Below are 22,419 nucleotides of genomic sequence, written 5' to 3'. Positions count from 1 at the left end.
GCAGAAGTATAGCTCACAACAGGTTGCCCGGAGTGGTAACCCTACCCCCGCCTACGCCGCACCCCGGCCGGTGGCGCAACGATTTCAGCCTTACTACGGTAAGGGAATTCCGCTTTCCTCCCTAATTCCCTACCCCCCTTCCCATGCGCAAAGGCAGCAAAGTCACCTGGAAATACGGTACCGGCACGGCCACCGGCAAGATTGAGGAAATCCACAAGGAAGCCGTGGAAAAAACCATCAAGGGCAGTAAGATTCACCGCAACGGCACGCCCGACGACCCCGCGCTGGTGATTGTGCAGGACAACGGCGACAAAGTAATCAAGCTGCAAAGCGAGGTAAAGGCCGTTTGAGGGGCCTCTAGCGGCGCAGTATTGTCGTGGCTCCTGCCCCACTGCCATCAGCCACCACTGGCTGGCCGTTAAGCACAAAGCGCCGCCGCACATTTTCGGCACAGGCGCAGCAGCCCCCTTCTACTCTGGTTTTAACTTGTAGGTCACTGAGGTTATACGTGCGGCCAGGCGCCGGCAGCACGAAGCGGTAGTTATAGTCAGTGATTGGTCCTGCTGAGGCCTGCGACCCTGACCGACCCTGCTCGGCTAGTTCATACAGACTAAAAACCGACCGGTAAGGGACGTCGTCACGATTAAGCCGGACCGTATCGAGCACCGTGGCAAATCCGGGCTGGGCATAGCGCACCAGGTAGGCCGATTTAAGCTCTGCCTTACGAAATCCAGCTTGCAGGCTGTCGGTATCGAAGCTCAAAGCTACATCGCTGGCATAGGGCAAACAGACATCACAACTGATATTGCCGCAGCACGCCGCCAGACCAAAGCTGAGCGCCGCGAGCAAACCGGCCCAGCCAACTAGTTTAAGTTTCGGTCGAGTTATCATGATAGCAGCAAAAATAAATATTTATATCTGAAAACGTAATAAAAAATCCCCGCTGGCCTGAGCCAATGGGGATTTTTTAGCAACAGCAGTTACTGAATTAACTTACAGATTATCCTTATCAGGCTTGATGAAGGCGGCCTCCTCCATCTCCGTGGGCACCACCACGATGCCCTGCTGAAGCTTAGAGTTATTGCGGCCGTAGATGAAGTAGACGATGAAGCCCAGCAGCATCCAGCCAACGGCTACTTGCAGCGTGAACGAGTCGAGGCTGGCAATGAGCAGCGTGCATACAAAGGCGCCCAGGAACGGCACGAGCGGGAAGCTGGCCGAGGAGAGCGGCGCCCGAAACGGCCGGGGCTGGTCGGGATCGGAGCGGCGCATAATCCAGACGCCGATGCTCACGAGCACGAAGGCCAGCAAGGTGCCGAACGACGTCAAATCGCCGGCCAGCGAGCCCGGCACGAAGGCCGCGAACAAGCCTACGAACACCATCAGCATGAGGTTGGACTTGTAGGGCGTATGGAAACGCGGGTGCAGCTCGGAAAACGCCTTGGGCATGAGCCCGTCCTTGGCCATCGAGAAAAACACCCGGCTCTGTCCCATCAGCATCACCAGGATAACCGAGGTGAAGCCGAGCAGAATGCCGCAGGTCACGGCCGTGGCCAGCCACTCGTAGCCCTTCATGTGCGCCCTGATTGCATAAGCGACGGAGGCCTCGCCCCCGATGGCCGGGTCAGCAAACTCGCGCCAGTTGGCCACGCCCGTCAGCACGTGGCCGAACAGGATGTAGAGCACGGTGCAGATGGCTAGCGAGCCCAGAATGCCGATGGGCATGTCGCGCTTGGGGTTTTTGGCTTCCTGCGCGGCCGTGCTCACCGCATCAAACCCAATGAAGGCGAAGAACACGATGGCCGCCCCGCCGAAGATGCCGCCGATGCCGTGCTTGTTCCAGCCCTCGTAGGTGCGCACCACCTCGCCGGCCGCGTTCTTGACCACGGCATCGGCCGGAATCAGGTAGGGCGTGTGGTTGGCCGGGTTGATGAACTGCCAGCCCACGGCGATGAAAATGAGCACGATGGCGGTTTTGAGCACCACCACCACGGCGTTGAACAAGGCCGACTCCTGGGTGCCTTTCACCAGCAGCAGGCTCAGGGCCACGATGACCAGGAGCGCCGGCAGGTTGATGAGGCCGTGTTCGCTGACGCCGTTCACCACGGCGTGCTCGAAGGGCGAGTGGCTTAAATTATACGGGATACTGGTCCCGAAGGTCTCCAGGAGCTTGTTTAGATACTCGCTCCAGGCGATGCTGACGGTGGCCGCGCCCAGCGCGTATTCCATTATCAGCGCCCAGCCAATCACCCAGGCCACGAACTCGCCCATCGTGGTGTAGGCGTAGGTGTAGGCCGAGCCGGCAATAGGAATCATGGCCGCGAACTCGGCGTAGCACAGGCCCGCGAACACGCAGCCGAAGGCGGCCAGAATAAACGCCAAGGTTACGCCGGGGCCGGAGGCCTGCGCCGCGGCGTTGGCCGTGCGCACAAACAGGCCCGCCCCGATGATGGCGCCCACGCCCAGCGCGACGAGGTTGCCCGCGCCGAGCGTGCGCTTGAGCGCGCCGGCCCCAGAGGAATTAGCCTCGCCAAGCAGCGTGGCGAGGGGTTTTTTAGCAAAAATGGATGACATGCAAAAAACGGAGAAAAGAAAGAATAAAGTGGCTCCAACCGGGAAGCTCATGCTCGGGAAGGGGCCGAAATATAGGCAGTAATTTACAGTAGGTGGGGTAGGAACCAGGCAGTACTTCCTTTCTTTCTAGTCAGGCTGCCGGCCGCGCCAGACGGGCGGTGGCCTAGGGCCCGCGCCTCTTCAACCCTTTGCCTGGCCCTTCGTTACAAAGCCGGATTTAGCTCAACCAGCTTTAGCAGCTTGGCACATCATTTGAATAAAGCAAGTTTGAACTGGACCCCTCCAAGTTAGTCACCTTCTTCCGGTTCGGTTTTAATTGTCTCGCTCTGCAGGGCAGGCAACTGGCTGATGAGGAGTCCGGGCTTTTTTCACCCCCTTTCTTTTTCTTCTTTCTTCTCTATTATGAAACTCATCAACTCTTTCAAGTCGTCGGCTTTCAAATTTGCTATTCAAGGTTTGGTGGCTGGCACCATGCCGGTGCTGGCCGTCCTGGCCCCAAACCAGGCAGCAGCGCAAAATACGGAATCGATGGTGATAGCTGGCGCCGCGATTGGCAACCGGCTGGAGCAGCTCTTGGGCGGGGTCGGCGCCTCGCAGCGCGACGTGGCCCGGCAGGCGGCCGAGTCGTACGTGGCGCAGTCGCGGGCGGCGCAGACGGCCGAGCAGCGGGCCGGGGCCACGGCCCAGTTCGACCGCGTCATCCAGACCAACTTCAACGCCTCGCAGTACCAGGCTTACCAGACCAACCGCGAGTTCGTGCTCACGGGGCAGGGCCAGCTGCCGGGGGGGGCCAGCACGGGGCAGACGGGCCAGCGCTCGCTGGCCGAGGCGGGCAGCGCCATTGCCCTGCGCATCGAGCGGGCGCTGGGCGCGTTGGGCGCCTCGCAGCGCGAGGAGCTGCGCCAGGCGGCCGAGTCGCTGGCCGGCCAGCGCCGCGAGGCCCAGGGCGACGCCGCCCGGCTGGCGGCGGCCGACCAGCAGTTCGAGAGCGTGCTCAAGCGCATCCTCAACCCGACCCAGTTTCAGCAGTACCTCAACAACCGCAGCTCCTTCCTCTACGGACCTAATGGGCAGAATGGTCAGGGAACTCGCCGCAACAACCGCCGGGCAAACGGCCAGCAAGGGGCCGTCCAGGGCAACCAGGAATCGATGGTGATAGCTGGCGCCGCGATTGGCAACCGGCTGGAGCAGCTCTTGGGCGGGGTCGGCGCCTCGCAGCGCGACGTGGCCCGGCAGGCGGCCGAGTCGTACGTGGCGCAGTCGCGGGCGGCGCAGACGGCCGAGCAGCGGGCCGGGGCCACGGCCCAGTTCGACCGCGTCATCCAGACCAACTTCAACGCCTCGCAGTACCAGGCTTACCAGACCAACCGCGAGTTCGTGCTCACGGGGCAGGGCCAGCTGCCGGGGGGGGCCAGCACGGGGCAGACGGGCCAGCGCTCGCTGGCCGAGGCGGGCAGCGCCATTGCCCTGCGCATCGAGCGGGCGCTGGGCGCGTTGGGCGCCTCGCAGCGCGAGGAGCTGCGCCAGGCGGCCGAGTCGCTGGCCGGCCAGCGCCGCGAGGCCCAGGGCGACGCCGCCCGGCTGGCGGCGGCCGACCAGCAGTTCGAGAGCGTGCTCAAGCGCATCCTCAACCCGACCCAGTTTCAGCAGTACCTCAACAACCGCAGCTCCTTCCTCTACGGACCTAATGGGCAGTAGATTTTCACAAGCAAGTAGCTGTGTGTTATCACGATAAATTTTAAAGAGGAGGGCGAATAGCCCTCCTCTTTTTTCTTTTCTACTGTGCCCTTGGCGCCGCCTGGCAGGCAGCTCAGAGCCGGAAACGAGTCGCTAAAATCCGGGTGGGTTTGCCCGCACAACTGCGCGTTGCGCGTCACCAGAGCAGAGAGCGTCACGAGCAGCGCCATGCCGAGGCCAATGACGCTTACGCGCACGGGAGGCCAGTGCCCCGCTTGCAAAAAACCGGGCGGCCGCCTTAAACGCTGGCCCGGCCGCAGCGTCCAACCGGCCAGATTCCACTCTAACTCCAGTTTCCCTACCCCCATGAAAAAGCTGCTGATTGCCCTAACCGCCCTGGCCCTGACCGTCGCCACCGCCTCGGCCCAAACGACCCCGGCCCCGGCCGGCCCCACGCCGACCAACGGCCGCCACCTCGGCCAAGGCGCTAAGTCGCCGGTCCAGCAGGCCGACCGCCGCGCCGCCAAAATGACTAAGGAGCTGGGCCTGAACGCCGACCAGGAAGCTAAAATAGAAGCTGTTTTCCTGGCTCAGAGTCAGGACATGCAAGCCCTTAAAGCCAAATACGCTGGCAACCCCAGCCGTCAGGCTATGCGCCCCGAAGCCCAAACCCTGCGCGACAAGTACGATGGCCAGTTGAAGGCGGCCCTTGGGGCCGATGTCTACGCCCGCTACGACAAGCTGCGCGAGGAGCGCCACGACAAGATGAAGCAAGCGCGGGGCGCCAGGAAAGGCAAAACGAAAGCTAAAATCAAGGGCTAATCGTTTCTTGTTCAGCCCCTGATACTACCCAAGCCCCGACCCTAGCGGCCGGGGCTTTTTGTTGGTAAGCCCCGCTGCCTTCTTGAAATAAGCGCCAGCACGCCGCAAACCGGCCGCGTCCGGCGCGCGGCAGCTGTGCTGGTCAAACTTATGCCGGCTTCGTTATATTTGACCTGCTTACCCTACTCCCTGCCCGGCGCCAAGGCCGGGCTCCCCCAACCCTCCTGTTCTACCCAACCGCCACCTGAACCGTTATTTCCATGCCGCTCCCTAGTAGTGGTACCGCCCCGGCGGTGCAGATTCAACAGTTTTACGACAAGGGCTTGGCCCACGCCTCCTACGCCGTACGCTCCGGCAACCGCGTCGCCCTCATCGACCCCGGCCGCGACCCGCAGCCCTACTACGACTTCGCCGACGAGCACGAGGCCCGGATTGTCGCCGTCATCGAGACGCACCCCCACGCCGACTTCGTGAGCAGCCACCTGGAAATTGCTCAGGAAACCGACGCCCTCATTTATTGCAGCAAGCTCGTTGGGGCCCGCTACCCCCACAAAACCTTCGACGACGGCGACCGGATTACGCTTAATGCCGTCGAGCTGCACGCGCTCAACACGCCCGGCCACTCGCCCGATTCCATCTCGGTTTTACTCCTCGATGAGCTAGCCCAAACCCGCGCCGTATTCACCGGCGATACCCTCTTTGTGGGCGACGTGGGTCGCCCCGACCTGCGCGAGGACGCCACCGCCGGCCTCACCCGCGAGCAGCTCGCCGCCCAGCTCTACCAGAGCACCCGCCAGAAGCTCATGCCCCTACCCCCCACCACGCGGGTGTACCCGGCCCACGGCCCCGGCTCGCTCTGCGGCAAGACCACCAGCTCCGACCTGGACAGCACCATCGGCAAGGAGCTGAAAACCAACTATGCGCTTCAGCCGATGAGCGAGCCGGAGTTTATCAGAATTTTGCTTCAGGACCAGCCCTTCGTGCCCAAGTACTTCGGCCACGACGTGCAGCTCAACCGCCAGGGCGCCCCCAGCTTCGAGGACAGCCTGCGCGCCGTGCCCCGCCTCAGCCCCGGCACCCAGCCCGAGCCCGGCACCCTACTAATTGACACCCGCCCAGCCGCCAGGTTTCGCGCCGGCCACCTGCCCGGCGCCATCAACCTCATGGACGGCCCCAAATTCGAAACCTGGCTTGGCTCCATCATCGGCCCGCGCGAGAAGTTCTATCTGCTCGCCGATTCGCAGATTGCCCTGGATGCCGTGCTGCGCAAGACCGCCAAAATCGGCTACGAAGCCAACGTAAAAGCCACGCTGCTGGCCCCCACCCAGCTGCCGGCCACCTCCCCTACCCCCCCCTCAACCGAACAAGTCCGCCTCAATCCGCAGGCCTACACCATCGTCGACATCCGCAACCGCACTGAGGCCCGCGAGCCCATCTTCGACCACGCCTTGCTCATCCCGCTGCCCGAGCTGCGCGAGCGCGCCCGCGAAATTCCCACCGGTAAGCCCGTGCTCGTGCACTGCGCTAGCGGCTACCGCTCGGCGGCCGGCGCCAGCATCGTGCAAGCCGCGCTGCCGGGCGTCGAAGTATATGACTTGGGCGAAGCGGTGACGGAATTGCAGGGAGCGGCAGCAGTACATTAAAACTTTTCGCAAATCAATCTTAGTTGCAGCAATCTAACTATTGCAAGGTGCTCACCACTATTTTCAATAGTTACCAAAACAAAGGTATATTTACTGATGAATATAACTGCTAAAAATGTCAAGGAAAAAAGCTGTTCAGATTCTAGCGATATTTTTTTTAATTATTTCAGTTGCACTATTAGCACCAAACACTAAATGGTCTGACACAACTTCTATTTGGGGGTTTGTTAGCCTATTATGCGGAACATTAGGCTCTATAATTTCAATTTTTATTCCGACTACGTATACGCAAAAATTCATTGACCAAGATTGGCACCAGAGTGTTGATGGTTATAACTTAACTATTTCGGCTAGTAAACACGGGCTTGGTAACTCACCACAAGTTCAAACATTCCTAAAAAGCGGAGAAATTTATGAGGGAGTTGAGGGTAATCTACATCATGATGAGAAGGGGAATGTAACTATTGGTGTGGGCAGGACATTTACAGGTAAAGTGATTATTACTTAATGTTATGATTTCGACAATCCTGATTTCATTGTCACAGAGTAACCAAAATCTAAATTATCACACCAATGTAAATATCAAATTCAATTTTTTTCAATCATGATACTATTAAGCACTGGCGAATTATCACTAAAGCTTTTTCATTCCCTCACCGCTAAGGTATCTTTGAGATTATCTCAAATTCATGCGCGTCCTTCACACTGCCGACTGGCACCTCGGCCAACGCTTCCACAACGGCCACGAGCGCCTCGACGAGCACCAGTGCTTTCTCGACTGGCTCTTGCACACCATCGAGCAGGAGCGGGTAGAGGTGCTGCTGGTGGCCGGCGACGTATTTGACACCGGCAACCCGCCCGCGGCGGCGCGGGAGCTGTACTATAATTTCCTGGCCCACCTCCGAAGCTCGGAAACCTGCCACGACGTGGTGATTGTGGGCGGCAACCACGACTCGGCGGCCACGCTCAACGCCTCGGCCTCGCTGCTCAAGGCGTTGCGGGTGCACGTGGTGGGCGGCGTGCCGGCGGTCTTTGAGGCGCAGTGCCTCACCTTGCCGCACGGGGCGGCGCCGCCGCGCCTCGTGGTGGCGGCCGTGCCCTTCCTGCGCGATGCCGACGTGCGCCACCTCGTGGCCGGCGAAACCACCGCTGAGCGCGAAAGCCGCCTGCGCGAGGGCATCGCGGCCCACTACCACCGCCTGGCCGACCACCTGCCCAACTACCGCGCCCTAAATGTGCCGGTGCTGGCCACGGGCCACTTGTTTGCGGCCGGCGGCACGGCCGGCGATGCCGAGCGCGACATTCACGTGGGCAACCTGGGCCAGATTGCGGCCGATGCCTTTCCGGCGGCTTTTGATTACGTGGCGCTGGGGCATTTGCACCGCCCGCAGGTGGTGGGCGGGCGGCCCCACATCCGCTACTGCGGAGCGCCGATTCCGCTCTCGTTCTCCGAAACCGGCCACCCGCAGCAGGTGCTGCTGCTCACCTTCGGCGGCGCGGGCTGCCCCGAGGTGCAGGCCCTGGATGTGCCTTGCACGCGGCGGCTGCGGCGATTTCGGGGGCCGCTGGAGCAGGTTATTCAGCAGATAAGCGAGCACGACAACACCGGCTACGCCCACGAGGCCTGGGCCGAGGTAGCAGTGGAGTCGGGCTTGCCCTGGGCTGTCGTGCAGGACCAGATTCGCGAGGCCTGGCTCCAAACTAATGGGCAGGTGCGGGTGCTCACGGCCCGCAAGCTGGCCGAAATCCCTACCCCCCTCGGCGCCTTCAAGGCCCCGGCCGAGCCAGTCGTGCCGCACCTCGACGAGCTGACGCCCCGCGCCGTGTTCGAGCAGCTGCTCGACACCAAGGACTACGAGCCGGCAGCGCGGGCGGAATTATTAGCCACGTTTGGCGAGTTGCTGGCGCATCGCTAAGCCGTAGCTAGTTTGATTGGCTGATTCCCTACCCCCCTCTCTGCTGGCGAAGGGGGTAGGGAATCAGCCAACTCATCTGGACACTTCCAGCTGATTGTCAAGGTACTTACCCCTGAATGAAAATTATTTCTATTGCCTGCGCTAACTTGAACTCGCTGCGCGGACGTCAGCCGCACCGGCTCGACTTTGAGGCGGCGCCGCTCGATGGCTGCGGGCTGTTTGCCATCAGCGGGCCGACGGGCGCGGGCAAAACCACTTTGCTCGACGCTATCACGCTGGCTTTGTACGGCCAGACTCCGCGCCAGAAAAACGGGCAGGTGCTGAGCAGCCACGGTGCGAATGAGAGCTGGGCGGAAGTTGTGTATGAGGTCGGTGCCGGGCGGTTTCTGGCCCGCTGGAGTATGCGCTGGACGTTTGGCAAAGTCGGCGGCACGGCCAAAGTGACGATGCAGGTGGCGCCGGTGCCGCAGAAGGAGGGCGACTGGCAAATGCAGAAAATCAACGAGAGCATCGCCAAAAACGAGGAGCTGACCGGCATGAGCTACGAGCAGTTCACGCGCTCGGTGCTCCTGGCGCAGGGCGGCTTCGCCGAGTTTCTCAAGGCCAAGGACGACGACCGCGCCGACCTGCTGGAGCGCATGACCGGCACGGGCATCTACAAGGAATTGTCCCGGCAGGCCCACGAGCGCAAGGGCGCCGAGGAAAAAGCCGAGGCGCAGCTGACCGCGCAACTGGGCTCGGTGCGTTTGCTCGGCGAGGAAGAGCTGGCGGCGAAAACCACCGAAGCGGCTCAGCTGAGCGGGGAAATGACCGTAGCTGCCAGCCTGGTCGAAACGCTGCGCCGGCAGCACGAGTGGCACGAGCGCCTGGCCGACCTCGGCGCCCGCGCGGCCACCGCCGCCCAGGCCGGGCAGCGGGCCGAAGCCGCCCAAGCCGCCGAGCAGCCGGCCCTGGCCCGGCTGGCCGCCCACGAGGCCGTGGAGCAATTCGAGCAAACCTGGCTCGAAACCCGCCACGCCGAAGCCGAGGTGCGCAAGGCTGAGGAAAACCGCCACCAGCTCGAAAGCCAAATCAAGGCCGCGGGCACGCTGCACGACAAGGCCCGGCGCGCCACCGCCGAAGCCCACGAAAGCTGGCAGCAGGCCGAGCAGAAGCTAACCCAGGAGAAACCCGGCCTCACCGAGGCCCTGAGCCAGGTGCCGCTGCTGAACCAGCTGACCGAGCAAGCCGCCAAAGCCGACACCGCCTGGCAAGCCCAGCGCCAGGCCCACCAGGCCGCCCAGCAGCGCCACGCCGCCACCCAGCAGCAGCTAACCGCCGCCACCACCGACCTGCGCCAGCTAACCGACTGGCTTGCAGCCCACGCCGCCGATGCCCAGCTGAGCCAGGCGCTGAGCGAGGTGAAGCACCTGCTGGTGCGGCGCCAGCAGGTCCGCGACGACTACGCCGAGCGCGCCGCCCGCCTCAAGCCGCTGCAAACGGCCCTGGCCGCGGGCGCTCAGAAGGAAGCCGACCACCAGCGGCTGGTCACCGACACGGCGGAAGAGCTGCGCCTGCTGACCGAGGAAATGCAGCTGCTAAGTCAGCAGCACGCTGCCTTGCTCGGAGGCGCCAGCGGGCGCGAGGCCCGCTTAAAAGCGCAGCTGGCGCCGGCCCGCGCCGCGGCCAACGAGCTGAAGCGGCAGCTGCTGAGCAAGGAATTATTCGCCGACCACCAGTCCAACCTGACGCCCGGCCACTCCTGCCCGCTGTGCGGCGCGCTCGAGCATCCGGTGCTGGCGCAGGCGCCCGACGTGTCGGTGGCCGCGTTCGACTTGCTGCAAGACCAGGTGTCGGCCGCCGAAGAAGCGCTCACGAACCTGGCCGACGAGCAAACCGCCAACCACGCCCTGCTGGCCCTGCTCACCAGCGTGGTGGTGCCGGCCGCGCCGGCCGCCTCCCTACCCCCCCAGGACGCGGCCACGGCCACGCGCAGCGCGCAGCGGCTGGTGCGCGACCTCAACGAGACGCCTACCCGGCGCACCCGGCTCGAAGGCAACCGGCGCCTGGCTCAGGCCGCCGTCCGTGAGGCCCGGCTCCAGCAAGCCGAGGCGCAGCGCCAGCTCGACGACATCAAAACCAAGCTCAGCGAAGTAGAGCAGGAAGGCCAGCTGCTCAACGGCCAGGTGCACGAGCTGGCGGCCCGCTTCGGCACCACCTTCGACCTGAAAAACGCGGGCGCGCTCGAAGCCGAGCTGCGCCAGCGGCTCGCGGCGTTTGAGGAAGCGCAGGCCCGCCAGGCGCGCCTCGAAACGGTCCAGGCCGAAGCCCAGGCGGCGCTGAACAGCCTGGCCGAGCGCCTGGCAACGCTGGCCGCCGACCTCGAAAAAGCCCGCCTGACGCATCTCGGCGCCGAAGAAGCGCGCGCCCAGTGCGCGGCCGGCATCGCCCAGGCCCACCCCGGATTCCCTACCCCCCTCGCCGCGCTCAAGCACTGGGAAGCCGCCGAACTGGCCGCCCGCCAGCACCACGACCAGCTACGCCAGGCCGAAGCCCAGGCCGCCGAGCGTCCGCGCACGCTTCAGGCCCGCCACACTGATCAGGTGACCCTGCGCGACGACGCTATGGCCCGCGCCAAAATGCTGGCCGCCGACCTGCGCGAAGGCCTGCTGGCCGCCGGCCACGGCCCCGAGCCGGTGCGCCTGAGCGCGGTGCTGCTGCCCGCCGCCGAGCGGCCGGTGCTGCGCGCCCTCAAAGCCCGCCTGCTCGGCGCCGTCGACTCGGCCCGCACCATTGAGCAGCAGCTGACTGCCGAGCTAAATCAAACCCAAAGCCAGCACCTCAGCCCCGAGCCCGCCGAGGCGGTGCAAGCCGCCTTGGCCGCCGCCCAGGCCACGCACCAGGAGCTGCGCGACCGGCATCTGCTCTTGAAAAAAGCCCTGGCCGACGACGACCAAAGTCGCCAGCAGCACGCCGGCCTGGCCCGGCAGCTCGTCGGCCAGCACGCCGAAACCCTGCGCTGGAAGGCCCTGCACGAGCTGATTGGCTCCGCCGACGGCACCCGTTTCAGCCGCTTCGCGCAAGGACTGACGCTGGCCCGGCTCGTGAGTCTGGCCAACCATCACCTGCGGCAGTTCAGCGACCGGTACCAGCTGCGGCGCAAGGATGCCACCTCGCTGGCCCTGCTCGTGGCCGACGCCTACGATGAGTGCGTGCGCGAAGTGAGCACGCTCTCGGGTGGCGAAACCTTCCTTGCCAGCCTGGCTTTGGCCTTGGGCCTAAGTGAGTTGGCTTCCAACTCGGCCCGCATCGACTCCTTATTTATTGACGAGGGCTTCGGCACGCTCGACGCCGAAACGCTGCACGTGGCGCTGGCCGCGCTGGGCAGCCTGCGCGACCGGGGCAAAACCATCGGCATCATCACCCACGTCGATTTAGACAAGCTCGAAGGCCACATCGACACCCGCGTGCTGGTCGAACGCGTGGGCCAGGGCAGCAGCCGCCTGCGCGTGCTGCCGGAAGTGAACTTGTAACGCGAAACTCCGTTTCGCGGCGAGCGCAGCGAGCGGCGGGACCGCGCCGAACCGCGCAATTATCTTGCTGCGAGCTGCTCGCTACGCTCGCCGCGAAACGGAGTTTCGCGTTACTGGCTTGCCGCCCGCACCTCGGCCCAGGTCCAATACTTTTTGGGCTCAATGTTCGCATACTGCGCCCGAAAAAACGCCACGACTTCGGCCTCCACCACGCCGGCCGCCAGCGAGGACGCATAAATTGGTCGCCCGTCGGGGTCGGCGTAGCGCTCGGCTTTGCTCAGGGCACGGCCCCGCAGGCGCAGCAGCGGGCCGGTGTCGGTGATGCCGTCGGCGGCCCAGCGGTGGGCGCCGCGCTCCCGCTCGTTGAGGCGTTCGGCCAGCGGCAGCAGGGGTAGGCGCGGCAGCGTGGGGCGGCTTTCGAGGTCAATCCAGGTGGTGTATTTGTATTCTAATTCGTAGCGCTGCCCGTCGTGCAGGCTCAGCACGATGTCGAAGCCGGCCGTGTCGCCGAACAGCGCATAATAGGGCAGCGGCTGGGGCGTGCGCACCACCAGCAGCCCAATTTCGGGATAAGGCGTGAGCTGCGAATAGGGTCCGCGCAGGGCCGCCACGCCGCGCTTAACCCGCTCATACTCCGGCCGCCAGGCCGCCTGATAGGCGTCCGGCCGCCGCAGCACGTCGGCAAAGCGGGGCAGAAACCACTCGAACTTCTCGGCCGAGGCGGCCACCTCGGTGCGGCGCCGGGCGGGCGCGCCGAAGGGCTCGTAGAACAGCTTTTTCTCTTCCGCGTTGAGCCAGCAGGCCAGCGGCAAGGCGTGCTCGGCCAGCGGGCTGGCCCAGTCCAGCTCCCGGAAGTCGCCCAGCGTGGCCGTCAGCCGCAGTAGCGGCTCGTGGGCCAGGGCCAAGTCCGGGTTCAGCAGGCTCCAGACGCCCAGAAAGCCGTCGATGTCAAAGTGGTTGGCCGTGACGGCCGCCGCTTCCAGGCCCGCCAACGCGCCGGGTGTGCGCAGCGCCCGCAGCACCGAGCCGGCGCTCGTGTCGTCGCGCAAATCAGAAGGGGTAGGCGCCCCGCGCCAGTGCGCCAGCACCAGCGCCGCCCCATTGGCCGTGCTGTCTACGACAATGGTCGGCTGCTTGCGCAGCAAATCGAAGGATTGATAAAAGCGCAAAGGGATAGGCGATGAGCAGTGGGCAGTGGGCAAAGAACGTCATGCAGAGCGCAGCGAAGCATCTCGTGTGCAGCAGTAATCAAGCTAGCCTAATGATTGAGTTACTTCCCCGAGCGAGATGCTTCGCTGCGCTCAGCATGACCGCCTCTCTGTTCACTGATAACTGCTCACTGATAACTGCTCACTGATAACTGCCTGTTCCCTACCCCCTTCGGTTGCGAATCCGCTCGACTTTCTGCCGCCGAATCCAGTGCAGGTAGGTTTGCAGCTCTTCGGCCCCGCGCAGCGCCTCGACGGTGGGGTAGCGGCGGGCCAGGTCGCGGTTGCTTAGAAAGCGGTGGACGCTGCTGTGGCAGGGCTGGCACAAGTCCACGACGGGGCCGTGGCGCCCGCCCTCTTCGCGGGGCACCAGGTGGTGGCGCGAGGTGCTCTGCACTTCGCGCTCGCAGAGACCGCAGCGCGGGGGCGCCGGCAACGAGGGGGTAGGCAGCTCGGCGGCGAGGCGGCGGGCACGGCGGCGGGACATGAAACGGGCAAATGAAAGATTTCCGCTACGTTAATTTTCAGATTCAGATGCACTGAAAAGTGGTTTTTTATTGGAAATCATTACCTTGCTACTACTTCAACATGTATATTGACTTAACCTAATTTTTATCTTATTTTTCCTTTTTCTCATGCTAACTTCTTTACTTTCTGCTTCCCGCTTGGTGCAGGCGGCCCTGCGCGGCGGCGCCCTGCTGCTGACGCTGTGGCTGGTACCGGCCGGCGCCACGCAGGCGCAGACCTGGATGGTTTCGACCACGGCCCAGGTGAAAATGGGCGTGCTCGATAAGTTTGGCTCGCTGGGCCAGTACACGGCCACGTTCGTGGTGCGCGAAGAAAAATCCGGCAAGGAGTATTTCCTCACCAAGCAGGTGCCCAAGGGGGAGAGCGGCATCGACGTGCTCTTCCCGACTGAAGCGTCGGAGGCGGACTACTTCAAGACCGCCGAAGGCACGGGGGCCGTCGTGGTACCCGGCCTTTACACCTGGGAGTGCCGCGTCGGGGGCAAGCGCGCCGTAGGCGGCCGATTCACGATTCCGGTAGTGGCCAACGACGTGACTGTGGTCACGAAATAAGCAGTTGCGACTGCGTGGCGACTATCTTCTTCGACTGGCGAATAAGTGCGTATAAACCGGAAACCCGGCGGCCCTGGTGGGCGGGTTTCCGGTTTACATTTATTTCCTGCTCATCATGCCCCGCAAGTCCTTCGCCGAACTCATCAACAGCCCGGGAATGCCCGTGCTGGTCGATTTCTACGCCACCTGGTGCGGCCCCTGCAAGACGATGGCTCCGATTCTGGAGCAGCTCGCCCAGCAGCACGAGGGCAAGCTGCGCGTCATCAAGCTCGACGTGGACCGCAACCCGGCCGCTGCCCAGCAGTTTCGGGTGCAGAGCATCCCAACGTTGATTCTGTTTCGGCAGGGCCAGCCCGTGTGGCGGCAGGCCGGCGTGGTGCCCCTGCCGCAGCTCGCGCGCGCCGTCGGGGGCTTTTTGGAGTAGGGAAATAGTAACGCCGGCTTTGTAGTCCGCGGCTGCGCCATTGGGGTGTTGTTCTCTCGCGGACTACAAAGTTCGCGCTCCTGTTGCCCTACCCCCCTGCCGGGCGCCAAACTATCCGGCCAAGTCGGGCGTTACCGGAGGCGCTACTTTTGCGCCGCCCTTCCCCGCGTCTATGCCCGTTCTTCTGCCCCAGCGCATCCTGCTGATTTTCTGCTTTTTATTATTGCTGCTGCCCGGCGCCACGCTGGCGCAACAAGCGCCGCTGACCTACACGCTGAGCGGGCACGTGCGCACGGCTCGCGGCGAGGCCCTGCCCGGCGCCTCGGTAGCGGTGCCCGCCCTGAGCCTGGGCGTGGCGGCCGACGAGCAGGGCGCCTTCACCCTAAGTCTGCCCGCCGGCCGCCACCAGGTCATTATCAGCTTCGTAGGCTATACGTCCATCACCCGCGAGCTGAACCTGAGCCGCGACCAGCGCCTGAACGCCGTTTTGAACGAGAGCGGCAACGAGTTGGGCGAGGTGGTAGTGGAGGGCGCTGTGAGCTTGCAGGAAAAGCTGCAAAGCACCCAGATGGGCGTTGAGCACCTCAGCATCCGCGAGGCCAAGCTGCTGCCGGCCTTGTTTGGCGAGGTCGATATTTTGAAAACCTTGCAGCTCAAGCCCGGCGTGCAAAGCGGCGGCGAGGGCACCTCCGGCCTGTTCGTGCGCGGCGGCTCCTCCGACCAGAATCTGGTGCTCGTGGATAACGCGCTGGTGTATAACCCCAACCACTTGTTCGGCCTGTTTTCGGTGTTTAATTCTGATGCCGTGCAGAGCGTGGACTTGTACAAGTCGGGCTTTCCGGCGCAGTTCGGCGGGCGGCTCTCGTCGGTGGTCGATGTGAAGCTGCGGCCCGGCTCGCGCGAGGCCTTTAGCGCCACGGGGGGGGTAGGGCTGATTTCGTCGCGCCTGACCTTGGAAGGGCCGCTGGCCAAAAACAAGGGCTCGTTCATCGTCTCCGGGCGGCGCACCTACTTCGACGTTTTCACCCGCGCCATCAACAAAGCCAACGCCGAAACCGAAGACTATCAGCCCATCCCGGACTACTATTTCTACGACCTCAATGCCAAGGCCAGCTACAAGCTCGGCGACAAGGATGAGCTATTTGCCACGGCCTATCTGGGGCGCGATGTATTCGGCTTCAACAGCAACAACGGCTTTAATTTTGATTTTAACTGGGGCAATACCTTGGGCGTGGTGCGCTGGCAGCACACGTTCACGCCGAAGCTGTTGGTTAATACGTCGGCTTCGATTACCGATTATAAATACCAGGTTACCAACCGCCTCGACCAGTTCAGCTTTAACCTGGGCTCCGCCATCCGCGACTATACCGGGCGCGTTGATTTCGACTGGACGCCGAATGACCGCCACGCGCTCAAGTTTGGCGCCGTCGCCACGGAGCATCAGTTTGGTGTGGGCCGCCTGCGGGCCGGCTCCAATGACAACCGCTTTAATTTCGGCGCCGACATTAAGTACTACGGCGAGGAAGCCGGCCTCTACGTATCAGATAACTACAAGGCCAGCGACAAGCTGCAAGTGGAAGGCGGCCTGCGCCTGTCGGGCTTCCAGAGCGGCGCCGACCGCAACTTCGGCCTGGAGCCGCGCGCGGCGGCCCGCTACTCGCTAGGGCCCAACACCTCGCTCAAGGCCAGCTACGCGCTGATGTATCAGTACGTGCACCTGGTGACCAACTCCGGCGCCACGCTGCCCACCGATATCTGGTATCCGTCGCGGCTCTCGGTGAAGCCGCAGCGCTCGCAGCAGGTGAGCACCGGCGCCAGCTTTTTGCTCGGGCAGGGGCGGTTTCTGCTCACCAATGAGGTGTATTATAAATGGGGCACCAACCAGATTGATTTCAAGGATGGCGCCCAGCTATTCGTGAATGAAGAACTCGATGGTGAGTTTTTATTTGGCAAAGGCTGGAGCTACGGCAACGAGATTTATTTAGAGAAAAAGCAGGGCCGCACCACCGGCTGGCTCGGCTACACGCTGGCCTGGACCAAGCGCCGGTTTCCGCCCCAGCGCGGCACCACCGGCATCAACCGCGGCCAGGACTACTACCCCAGCTACGACCGCCGCCACAATCTGACGGCCGTCGTAATTCATAACCTCACCGAGCGTATTAGTCTCACGGCCAGCTTCGTGTATTCGAGCGGGGCGCCTACTACCTTGCCGCTGGGCCGCTTCGCCTACCAGGATGTTGAGGGGGGTGAAGTGGGCGCCGTGCCGGTATATCCAGACCGCAACTCCTACCGCCTTATTCCCTACCACCGCCTCGATTTGGGATTGGTTTGGAAGATGAAGCCTACCCGGCTGTTTTCGGAGTCGGATTTAACGTTCAGCATTTATAATGCTTACAATCGGCGCAACGCGTATTTCATATTTTTTGACACGGTAGAAGATGATAACGGGCAGGTGGTCGATTACAAAGCGCAGCAGGTGTCGCTATTTCCGGTGATTCCGTCCGTGACGTATAATTTTCATTTCTAGACCACAGATTTAACGGATTAGACGGATTAATCGGATTTTGTGGACGTCGGCTTCCTTCAAGAATAAATATGCTCTTCATAAATAAATTTAATTCACAGGCTGGTTTAAGTTGCAGTATTCTGCTGGCGCTGGCGGGGTGCGGCGCGCTGCAAAACGACGTGAACGTGCCGCTGCCCAACTACCCGCCGCAGCTCGTGACCGAGTTTTACTTGGAAGACGGGCGCGTGCCCCGCCTGACGGTCACCGAGTCGGTGCCCTACCTGAGCAATGACCAGGAGCCGGGCGCCGGCAGCATCGCCCTACCCCTGCCCAACGGGCAAAAGGTGCTGCTGCCCACCGACGTGACCGTCACGCTGATTCTGCCCGATGGTAGCCGCCAGAACCTGCCCTTCCAGCCGGGGCTGGACCCGCTGAGCAACAAGTACTTCACGCACCAGGGCAGCCGGCCCATCGAGGCCCGGCCCGGCCAGACCTTCGCCCTGGAAGTGCGCGACCAGCGCGGGCGCGTCGTGACGGGCACGGCCACGGCGCCCGCCGCCGTGCCCATCGACTCGGTGGAATACGAGTTCAATGACAAGACGGGCGCCGAGCGCAAGGCCTACTTCCTGACCAATTTCCGCGACCCTGGCGGCCAGAAGGACTACTATCGCCTGCTGATTCAGAAAGGCGCCCGCCGGCCCGAAGTAGAGGTAGACTACGACGTGGAAGACCGCCTCAACGATGGCCAGCCCTTCACGCTGGGCACGAGCTACGAGTTTCTTCCCCAGGACACCATCACCGCCACGCTCTACCACCTCGACCCGGCCTACTATCAGTTCCGCGCCTCCACCGAAGAAGCGGCCCAGGCCAATGGTAACCCGTTTGGGCAGCCCTCGTCCATTCGCAGCACGGTGCAGGGCGGGCTCGGCGTGTTCGCGGTGCTGAGCTACGACCGGCGCACCGTGATTTTGAAGTAACTTGAGCTTATGCTAACTACCGTTAAAGGAACTTATCAGAACGGTGTAGTTCGATTGGACGAACCCGTCGCGGCCACTAATGAGCCGGCCCGGCCGGTATTGGTGGTTTTTCTGGAACCCGCTCCGGCAACAACCCCTGTTTCCGCGCCAGTGTCTACGCCGCGTTTTTCATGGGATGAGGCGTTAGCACTGTCGGCCGGCACAAGCCACGTTTCGGTAGCCGATGAGGTGGTCGCCGAGCGGCAGGAGCGCGACTAATGCGCGCCTTTTTTGACACGTCCTCGCTTATTAAGCTATACCATGCGGAGGTTGGTTCGGCGGAGCTGCGCGCTCAGCTTAGTACCTCAACGCAGGTCATTGTTACGCAGCTGACGTGGGTCGAAAGCACCTCCTCATTTGGCCGCGTCGCGCGGCGCGGCGCGCTCACCAATGAGCAAGCTGCCACAGCATTGGCGCTGCTACGCCACGATTGGCGGTTGTTTGAAGTGGTGGACATCACCGCCGCGCATTATGCAGCGGCGGCAGTCCTGGTCGAAAGGCATCAGCCCCTGGCCCTGCGCTCCCTCGACGCTATTCAGCTAGCCGCGGCCCTGGCGGCGGGTCCGCTCGACGCCTTTTTCACGCACGACGAGCGCCTGCGCCAGGCGGCGCGGGCCGAGGGCCTGCCGGTTCGGTAATGGGGTTGGGCTGGGTTGCGGCCAAGTAGAGGGGGTAGGCAATCTGACTGGGAACGAGCAAATGACTTATTTCCCGCGCCCCTTGCAACGCCTGACGTTGGCGCAGGGTCTTACCAGCATCTTTTCTCTTTTCCAGACTGGCTCATGCCCACTTTGCACTCGCGTTTGTTAGTGGCTCTGTTCATTTTCATGAGTCTTGTCCTTGGCAGTTGCCAGAGAGATGACGATAAAGAAACTTGGGAGCCATTCCCTTTTGACGTGCTCAGGACTGGTACCTGGCGCCTCGACCAAATCCGTCAGAACGGACAGACGATCAGCAGCGGCGCCAACATCAAGGACCGCTATTCTCTTACATTCCACAGAGACGGCACGTACTCGCAGAAATTGCTGGCCGACAACACAACTTTCACCGGCGCCTCTTGGATGCTGATGAGCAACGATACTATGCTGCACCTCACTGACCACAAAGGCACCGAGTCGCAGTACAAGGTGGAAAGTCTGACGAGTAGCGAGCTACGCTACAGCTTTACTAATAAGGACAGTCAATTGGAAGAGCGGGTGTTTTCGGCCCAGCCCTAATTCAGATTCCCTACCCCCCTCTGAACCAAAAAAGGCCGTTGCAGGATTGCAGCGGCTTTTTCACGTTAAAGGTGGTCCTCCTACTCGGCCAGCACCGCCTTTATCAGCGCTGTCAGCCGGGGCTCGGCGGCGGCGGCGGCGGCCAGAATTTCCTGAATCACGACGGGCTTGAGCTGGCCGGGGGCGCACAAGTCGGTGATAACCGAAATGGCCAGCACGGGCAGCGAAAGGTGGCGGGCGGCAATGACTTCAGGCACCGTGCTCATGCCCACGGCGTCGGCCCCGATAAGGCGCAGATACCGGTATTCCGCCGGCGTTTCGAGCATCGGGCCCGGCACCGAGGCGTATACGCCGCGCCGAACCTGGGCTAAGAGGCCGAGGCGCTCAGCGGCGGCTTCGGCGCGGGCGAGCAGGGTAGGGTCGTAGGGCTGGTGCATATCCGGGAAGCGCGGGCCCAGCGCATCCAGGTTCGGGCCGATGAGCGGGTTGGTGGGCTGCAAATTGATGTGGTCGTCAATCAGCATCAGGTCCGACAGCGCATAGCCGGGATTCAGCCCGCCGGCCGCGTTGCTGACCAGCAGCTGCTTAATTCCCAGCAGCTTGAGCACCCGCACGGGCCGCACCACCTGCTCCATGCTGTAGCCCTCGTAGTAGTGAAAACGGCCTTGCAACACCGCCACCGGCTGCCCGCTCAGGTGGCCCAGCAGCAGGCGGCCGGCGTGGCTCTCGACCGTCGAAACCGGGAAATGCGGAATATCGGCGTAGCTGATTTCGTGCGCTACGTCCACTTCCTGGGCCAGCGCGCCCAGTCCCGTGCCCAGAATAATACCCGTAGCGGGCTGAAAATTAGGCGCGCAAGTCTGGATATAGGAGACGGCTTCCTCAAGGGTGGTCATCGGCAAAGGGGGTAGGAAAACGGCGGAAAAGCCTTTTTAGCACGGAAAACCCGGCGCGACGCCGGACTGGGCCTTCAAGGGCCGAAGGGGGGTAAGGAATGCTTGCGGACAAGCCTCGCCCTACCCCACCCCCTATTTGATTTCCAGCTCATAGGGCAGCCGGGCCTGCACGCCGCGCATCTGCAGCAGCTGCTGATACTGGGCGTAGGCGGGGTAGAGCGGGCCCAGCTCGGCCTTCATGGCGCGGGCGCGGGCCGCACTGCTGTCCTCGTCGTCGCCACCGCCCAGGGCGGAAAGCAAGCTACTGAACCACTGCGTTTTGCGGGCCGGTAGGCGCTGCACGCGGTAATCGTCGGCCTTGAGGTGGGCGCGGACGGCGGCGATTTTCAGGGCGTCTTCATACGAGCCGAGCACATCAACCAGGCCGTTGCCCTTGGCCTCCAGGCCGCTCCAGACCCGGCCCGACGCCAGGCGGCGCAGACGCTCGACGGGCATGTGGCGGCCCAAGGCGGCCTTAGTAGTGAAGTCGGCGTAAATCTTATCGACTTCGTGCTGCAAGGTGCGCTGCTCGAATTCCGAGAGCGGACGCGTGATGGTGGGCAAATCTGAGAACTTGCCGGTCGTCACGCGGTCGACGGTGATGCCGAGCTTGTCGGCCAGCAGGGGCTGAATATTGGGCAGCACCCCGAACACGCCGATGGAGCCGGTAATCGTGTTCGGGTGGGCCACGATGGTGTCGCAGGCCATCGCAATATAATAGCCGCCCGACGCGGCCACGTCCGACATCGACGCAATAATCGGTTTCACCTTTTTGGTCAAGGCCACCTCGCGGTAGATAATATCCGAGGCCAGCGACGAGCCGCCCGGCGAGTTGATGCGCAAGACCACGGCCTTGACTTTCTCATCGAGCCGGGCCTTGCGGATGGCTTCGGCAAACTTGGTGCTGCCGATGTTTTCCTCCGAGCCCTTGCCGGTCACGATGTCGCCGTCGGCATAGATGACGGCAATGCGGTTGCCGCTGGTGGTGCCGTCCTTTTCGTCGGCGGCCCCCTCATCTTCGTACTCGCTCAGGCTTACCAGACTAGGTTTTTTGTCTTTGGCGATGTTGAGCTTGCCGCGCAGGTAGTCCTGCACCTCATCGAAGTAGCCAACTCGGGTCACCAGCTTCAAGCGCAGGGCATCCTGGGCGTCGTGCACCAGCATCGAGTCGGAAATAACCTTGAGCCGGTTGGGGGCGATATTGCGGGCGGCGGCTACCCGCTGCACCAGATAGCCGTTGATAGAATTCAGAAACGAGACCGTCTGGAAGCGGGCCGAGTCGGAGAAGTTTTCGCGGAAAAATGGCTCGACGGCGCTCTTAAACGAGCCAACCCGGAAAATGTAGGGCTGAATGCCGGCCTTGTCGAAAAGGCGCTTAAAAAACAGCGTCTCCGAGCTTAAACCGTTGAATTCCAGCGTGCCCAGCGGGTGCAGATAAATCTCGTTGGCTACCGACGAGAGGTAGTAGCTTTTTTCCGAGCACACCTCGTGGTAGGCCACGATGAACTTACCCGACTTCTTGAAATCGAGCAGGGTGTTGCGCACTTCTTCCAGCGAGGCCATGCCGCCCTGCACCAGGCTCAGGTTCAGCAGGATGCCCTTGATATCGTCGTCGGCTTTGGCCCGGCGGATAGCTTCCTTCAGATTCACCAGCCCGGTGCTGGAGCCCGACGAGCCCAGCGGGTTGAACTCCGCTTCCTGCTGGCGCTCGGTGATGGGCTTGTCGAGCTTCAATTCCAGCACCGAGTTGCTGGCCACTTCCTTGTCGTCGCTGGCGCTGCTAATCAGCTTGCCCAGCCCCAGCAGCAGCACGAAGCTGAGCACGAAGAATAACACCAGCCCGGTGAGGGTGGCAAGCACATATTTAAGAAACTGGACCACAGATTGAAC

General features: G+C 62.7%; 21 protein-coding genes. 14 read left to right on the top strand and 7 right to left on the bottom strand.

What is annotated here, in order from left to right:
• The first annotated feature begins 143 nt into the window (after positions 1-143).
• A complete protein-coding gene (locus ACFE70_RS08960; protein WP_375417394.1) occupies positions 144-350 on the top strand; it encodes a DUF2945 domain-containing protein in 207 nt (68 codons plus the stop codon).
• Between the two features lie 7 nt (positions 351-357).
• On the opposite strand, the gene ACFE70_RS08955 is transcribed toward ACFE70_RS08960, so the two are convergent.
• Positions 358-891 carry a hypothetical protein gene (locus ACFE70_RS08955; protein WP_375417393.1) on the bottom strand — a complete coding sequence of 178 codons (534 nt, stop codon included), beginning with the start codon at positions 889-891 and terminating at the stop codon, positions 358-360.
• A gap of 102 nt (positions 892-993) precedes the next feature.
• Positions 994-2,574: an amino acid permease gene (locus tag ACFE70_RS08950; RefSeq protein ID WP_375417392.1), complete on the bottom strand. Its 1,581-nt coding sequence runs from the start codon at positions 2,572-2,574 to the stop codon at positions 994-996.
• 402 nt (positions 2,575-2,976) lie between these two features.
• On the opposite strand from ACFE70_RS08950, the gene ACFE70_RS08945 reads away from it, so the two are divergent.
• The gene (locus tag ACFE70_RS08945; protein ID WP_375417391.1) at positions 2,977-4,272 is read left to right on the top strand and encodes a hypothetical protein; all 1,296 of its coding nucleotides are present in this window, start codon (positions 2,977-2,979) and stop codon (positions 4,270-4,272) included.
• Here the strand turns inward: ACFE70_RS08945 and ACFE70_RS08940 are convergent.
• Positions 4,251-4,508: a hypothetical protein gene (locus ACFE70_RS08940; protein WP_375417390.1), complete on the bottom strand. Its 258-nt coding sequence runs from the start codon at positions 4,506-4,508 to the stop codon at positions 4,251-4,253. The genes ACFE70_RS08945 and ACFE70_RS08940 overlap by 22 nt on opposite strands.
• A 109-nt stretch (positions 4,509-4,617) precedes the next feature.
• Between ACFE70_RS08940 and ACFE70_RS08935 the strand changes: the two genes are divergently transcribed.
• From ACFE70_RS08935 to ACFE70_RS08915, 5 genes are all read left to right on the top strand, one after another.
• The gene (locus ACFE70_RS08935) at positions 4,618-5,073 is read left to right on the top strand and encodes a hypothetical protein (RefSeq protein ID WP_375417389.1); all 456 of its coding nucleotides are present in this window, start codon (positions 4,618-4,620) and stop codon (positions 5,071-5,073) included.
• Between the two features lie 260 nt (positions 5,074-5,333).
• On the top strand, positions 5,334-6,716 hold the full coding sequence (locus tag ACFE70_RS08930) for an MBL fold metallo-hydrolase (RefSeq protein WP_375417388.1): 1,383 nt from the start codon (positions 5,334-5,336) through the stop codon (positions 6,714-6,716).
• 115 nt (positions 6,717-6,831) lie between these two features.
• Positions 6,832-7,224, top strand: coding sequence for a hypothetical protein (locus ACFE70_RS08925; RefSeq protein ID WP_375417387.1), 393 nt, complete (start codon positions 6,832-6,834; stop codon positions 7,222-7,224).
• Positions 7,225-7,405: 181 nt separating this feature from the next.
• A complete protein-coding gene (locus tag ACFE70_RS08920) occupies positions 7,406-8,632 on the top strand; it encodes an exonuclease SbcCD subunit D C-terminal domain-containing protein (protein ID WP_375417386.1) in 1,227 nt (408 codons plus the stop codon).
• 116 nt (positions 8,633-8,748) lie between these two features.
• Positions 8,749-12,144 carry an AAA family ATPase gene (locus ACFE70_RS08915; protein WP_375417385.1) on the top strand — a complete coding sequence of 1,132 codons (3,396 nt, stop codon included), beginning with the start codon at positions 8,749-8,751 and terminating at the stop codon, positions 12,142-12,144.
• A gap of 110 nt (positions 12,145-12,254) precedes the next feature.
• Here the strand turns inward: ACFE70_RS08915 and ACFE70_RS08910 are convergent, their stop codons facing one another.
• Entirely contained in the window at positions 12,255-13,313 is a 1,059-nt protein-coding gene (locus tag ACFE70_RS08910; RefSeq protein ID WP_375417384.1) for a DUF6687 family protein, read from the bottom strand.
• A 202-nt stretch (positions 13,314-13,515) separates the two neighbouring features.
• Positions 13,516-13,839, bottom strand: a complete 324-nt coding sequence (locus ACFE70_RS08905; RefSeq protein ID WP_375417383.1) for an HNH endonuclease — start codon at positions 13,837-13,839, stop codon at positions 13,516-13,518.
• 148 nt (positions 13,840-13,987) lie between these two features.
• Here ACFE70_RS08905 and ACFE70_RS08900 point away from each other — a divergent pair, with 148 nt between their 5' ends.
• From ACFE70_RS08900 to ACFE70_RS08870, 7 genes are all read left to right on the top strand, one after another.
• A complete protein-coding gene (locus ACFE70_RS08900) occupies positions 13,988-14,431 on the top strand; it encodes a hypothetical protein (RefSeq protein WP_375417382.1) in 444 nt (147 codons plus the stop codon).
• A 115-nt stretch (positions 14,432-14,546) separates the two neighbouring features.
• Positions 14,547-14,855, top strand: a complete 309-nt coding sequence (gene trxA, locus ACFE70_RS08895) for a thioredoxin (RefSeq protein WP_375417381.1) — start codon at positions 14,547-14,549, stop codon at positions 14,853-14,855.
• Between the two features lie 172 nt (positions 14,856-15,027).
• Complete coding sequence (locus tag ACFE70_RS08890; RefSeq protein ID WP_375417380.1) at positions 15,028-17,382, top strand: TonB-dependent receptor domain-containing protein; 2,355 nt, start codon at positions 15,028-15,030, stop codon at positions 17,380-17,382.
• A gap of 68 nt (positions 17,383-17,450) precedes the next feature.
• Positions 17,451-18,338 carry a DUF4249 domain-containing protein gene (locus ACFE70_RS08885; protein WP_375417379.1) on the top strand — a complete coding sequence of 296 codons (888 nt, stop codon included), beginning with the start codon at positions 17,451-17,453 and terminating at the stop codon, positions 18,336-18,338.
• A gap of 9 nt (positions 18,339-18,347) precedes the next feature.
• Positions 18,348-18,596: a hypothetical protein gene (locus ACFE70_RS08880; protein ID WP_375417378.1), complete on the top strand. Its 249-nt coding sequence runs from the start codon at positions 18,348-18,350 to the stop codon at positions 18,594-18,596.
• On the top strand, positions 18,596-19,015 hold the full coding sequence (locus ACFE70_RS08875) for a type II toxin-antitoxin system VapC family toxin (protein WP_375417377.1): 420 nt from the start codon (positions 18,596-18,598) through the stop codon (positions 19,013-19,015). The genes ACFE70_RS08880 and ACFE70_RS08875 overlap by 1 nt, the downstream gene beginning before the upstream one ends.
• Positions 19,016-19,273: 258 nt before the next feature.
• Complete coding sequence (locus tag ACFE70_RS08870) at positions 19,274-19,594, top strand: lipocalin family protein (protein WP_375417376.1); 321 nt, start codon at positions 19,274-19,276, stop codon at positions 19,592-19,594.
• An 80-nt stretch (positions 19,595-19,674) separates the two neighbouring features.
• Here ACFE70_RS08870 and ACFE70_RS08865 read toward each other — a convergent pair whose 3' ends face one another.
• Together ACFE70_RS08865 and sppA are read right to left on the bottom strand one after the other, a co-directional pair.
• Positions 19,675-20,490, bottom strand: a complete 816-nt coding sequence (locus ACFE70_RS08865; protein ID WP_375417375.1) for a purine-nucleoside phosphorylase — start codon at positions 20,488-20,490, stop codon at positions 19,675-19,677.
• 132 nt (positions 20,491-20,622) lie between these two features.
• Positions 20,623-22,389, bottom strand: coding sequence for a signal peptide peptidase SppA (sppA, locus tag ACFE70_RS08860; protein WP_375417374.1), 1,767 nt, complete (start codon positions 22,387-22,389; stop codon positions 20,623-20,625).
• Positions 22,390-22,419 lie beyond the last annotated feature (30 nt).

It is taken from the genome of uncultured Hymenobacter sp. (assembly GCF_964243305.1).
In the GTDB taxonomy this organism is placed as follows: Bacteria; Bacteroidota; Bacteroidia; order Cytophagales; family Hymenobacteraceae; genus Hymenobacter.
This window is presented reverse-complemented; position numbering and strand designations above follow the sequence as displayed.

Coding starts and splice junctions, on each gene's coding strand:
- ACFE70_RS08960 (WP_375417394.1), top strand. CDS start 144: ATGCGCAAAGGCAGCAAAGTCACCTGGAAATACGGTACCGGCACGGCC.
- ACFE70_RS08955 (WP_375417393.1), bottom strand. CDS start 891: ATGATAACTCGACCGAAACTTAAACTAGTTGGCTGGGCCGGTTTGCTC.
- ACFE70_RS08950 (WP_375417392.1), bottom strand. CDS start 2,574: ATGTCATCCATTTTTGCTAAAAAACCCCTCGCCACGCTGCTTGGCGAG.
- ACFE70_RS08945 (WP_375417391.1), top strand. CDS start 2,977: ATGAAACTCATCAACTCTTTCAAGTCGTCGGCTTTCAAATTTGCTATT.
- ACFE70_RS08935 (WP_375417389.1), top strand. CDS start 4,618: ATGAAAAAGCTGCTGATTGCCCTAACCGCCCTGGCCCTGACCGTCGCC.
- ACFE70_RS08930 (WP_375417388.1), top strand. CDS start 5,334: ATGCCGCTCCCTAGTAGTGGTACCGCCCCGGCGGTGCAGATTCAACAG.
- ACFE70_RS08925 (WP_375417387.1), top strand. CDS start 6,832: ATGTCAAGGAAAAAAGCTGTTCAGATTCTAGCGATATTTTTTTTAATT.
- ACFE70_RS08920 (WP_375417386.1), top strand. CDS start 7,406: ATGCGCGTCCTTCACACTGCCGACTGGCACCTCGGCCAACGCTTCCAC.
- ACFE70_RS08915 (WP_375417385.1), top strand. CDS start 8,749: ATGAAAATTATTTCTATTGCCTGCGCTAACTTGAACTCGCTGCGCGGA.
- ACFE70_RS08905 (WP_375417383.1), bottom strand. CDS start 13,839: ATGTCCCGCCGCCGTGCCCGCCGCCTCGCCGCCGAGCTGCCTACCCCC.
- ACFE70_RS08900 (WP_375417382.1), top strand. CDS start 13,988: ATGCTAACTTCTTTACTTTCTGCTTCCCGCTTGGTGCAGGCGGCCCTG.
- trxA (WP_375417381.1), top strand. CDS start 14,547: ATGCCCCGCAAGTCCTTCGCCGAACTCATCAACAGCCCGGGAATGCCC.
- ACFE70_RS08890 (WP_375417380.1), top strand. CDS start 15,028: ATGCCCGTTCTTCTGCCCCAGCGCATCCTGCTGATTTTCTGCTTTTTA.
- ACFE70_RS08885 (WP_375417379.1), top strand. CDS start 17,451: ATGCTCTTCATAAATAAATTTAATTCACAGGCTGGTTTAAGTTGCAGT.
- ACFE70_RS08880 (WP_375417378.1), top strand. CDS start 18,348: ATGCTAACTACCGTTAAAGGAACTTATCAGAACGGTGTAGTTCGATTG.
- ACFE70_RS08875 (WP_375417377.1), top strand. CDS start 18,596: ATGCGCGCCTTTTTTGACACGTCCTCGCTTATTAAGCTATACCATGCG.
- ACFE70_RS08865 (WP_375417375.1), bottom strand. CDS start 20,490: ATGACCACCCTTGAGGAAGCCGTCTCCTATATCCAGACTTGCGCGCCT.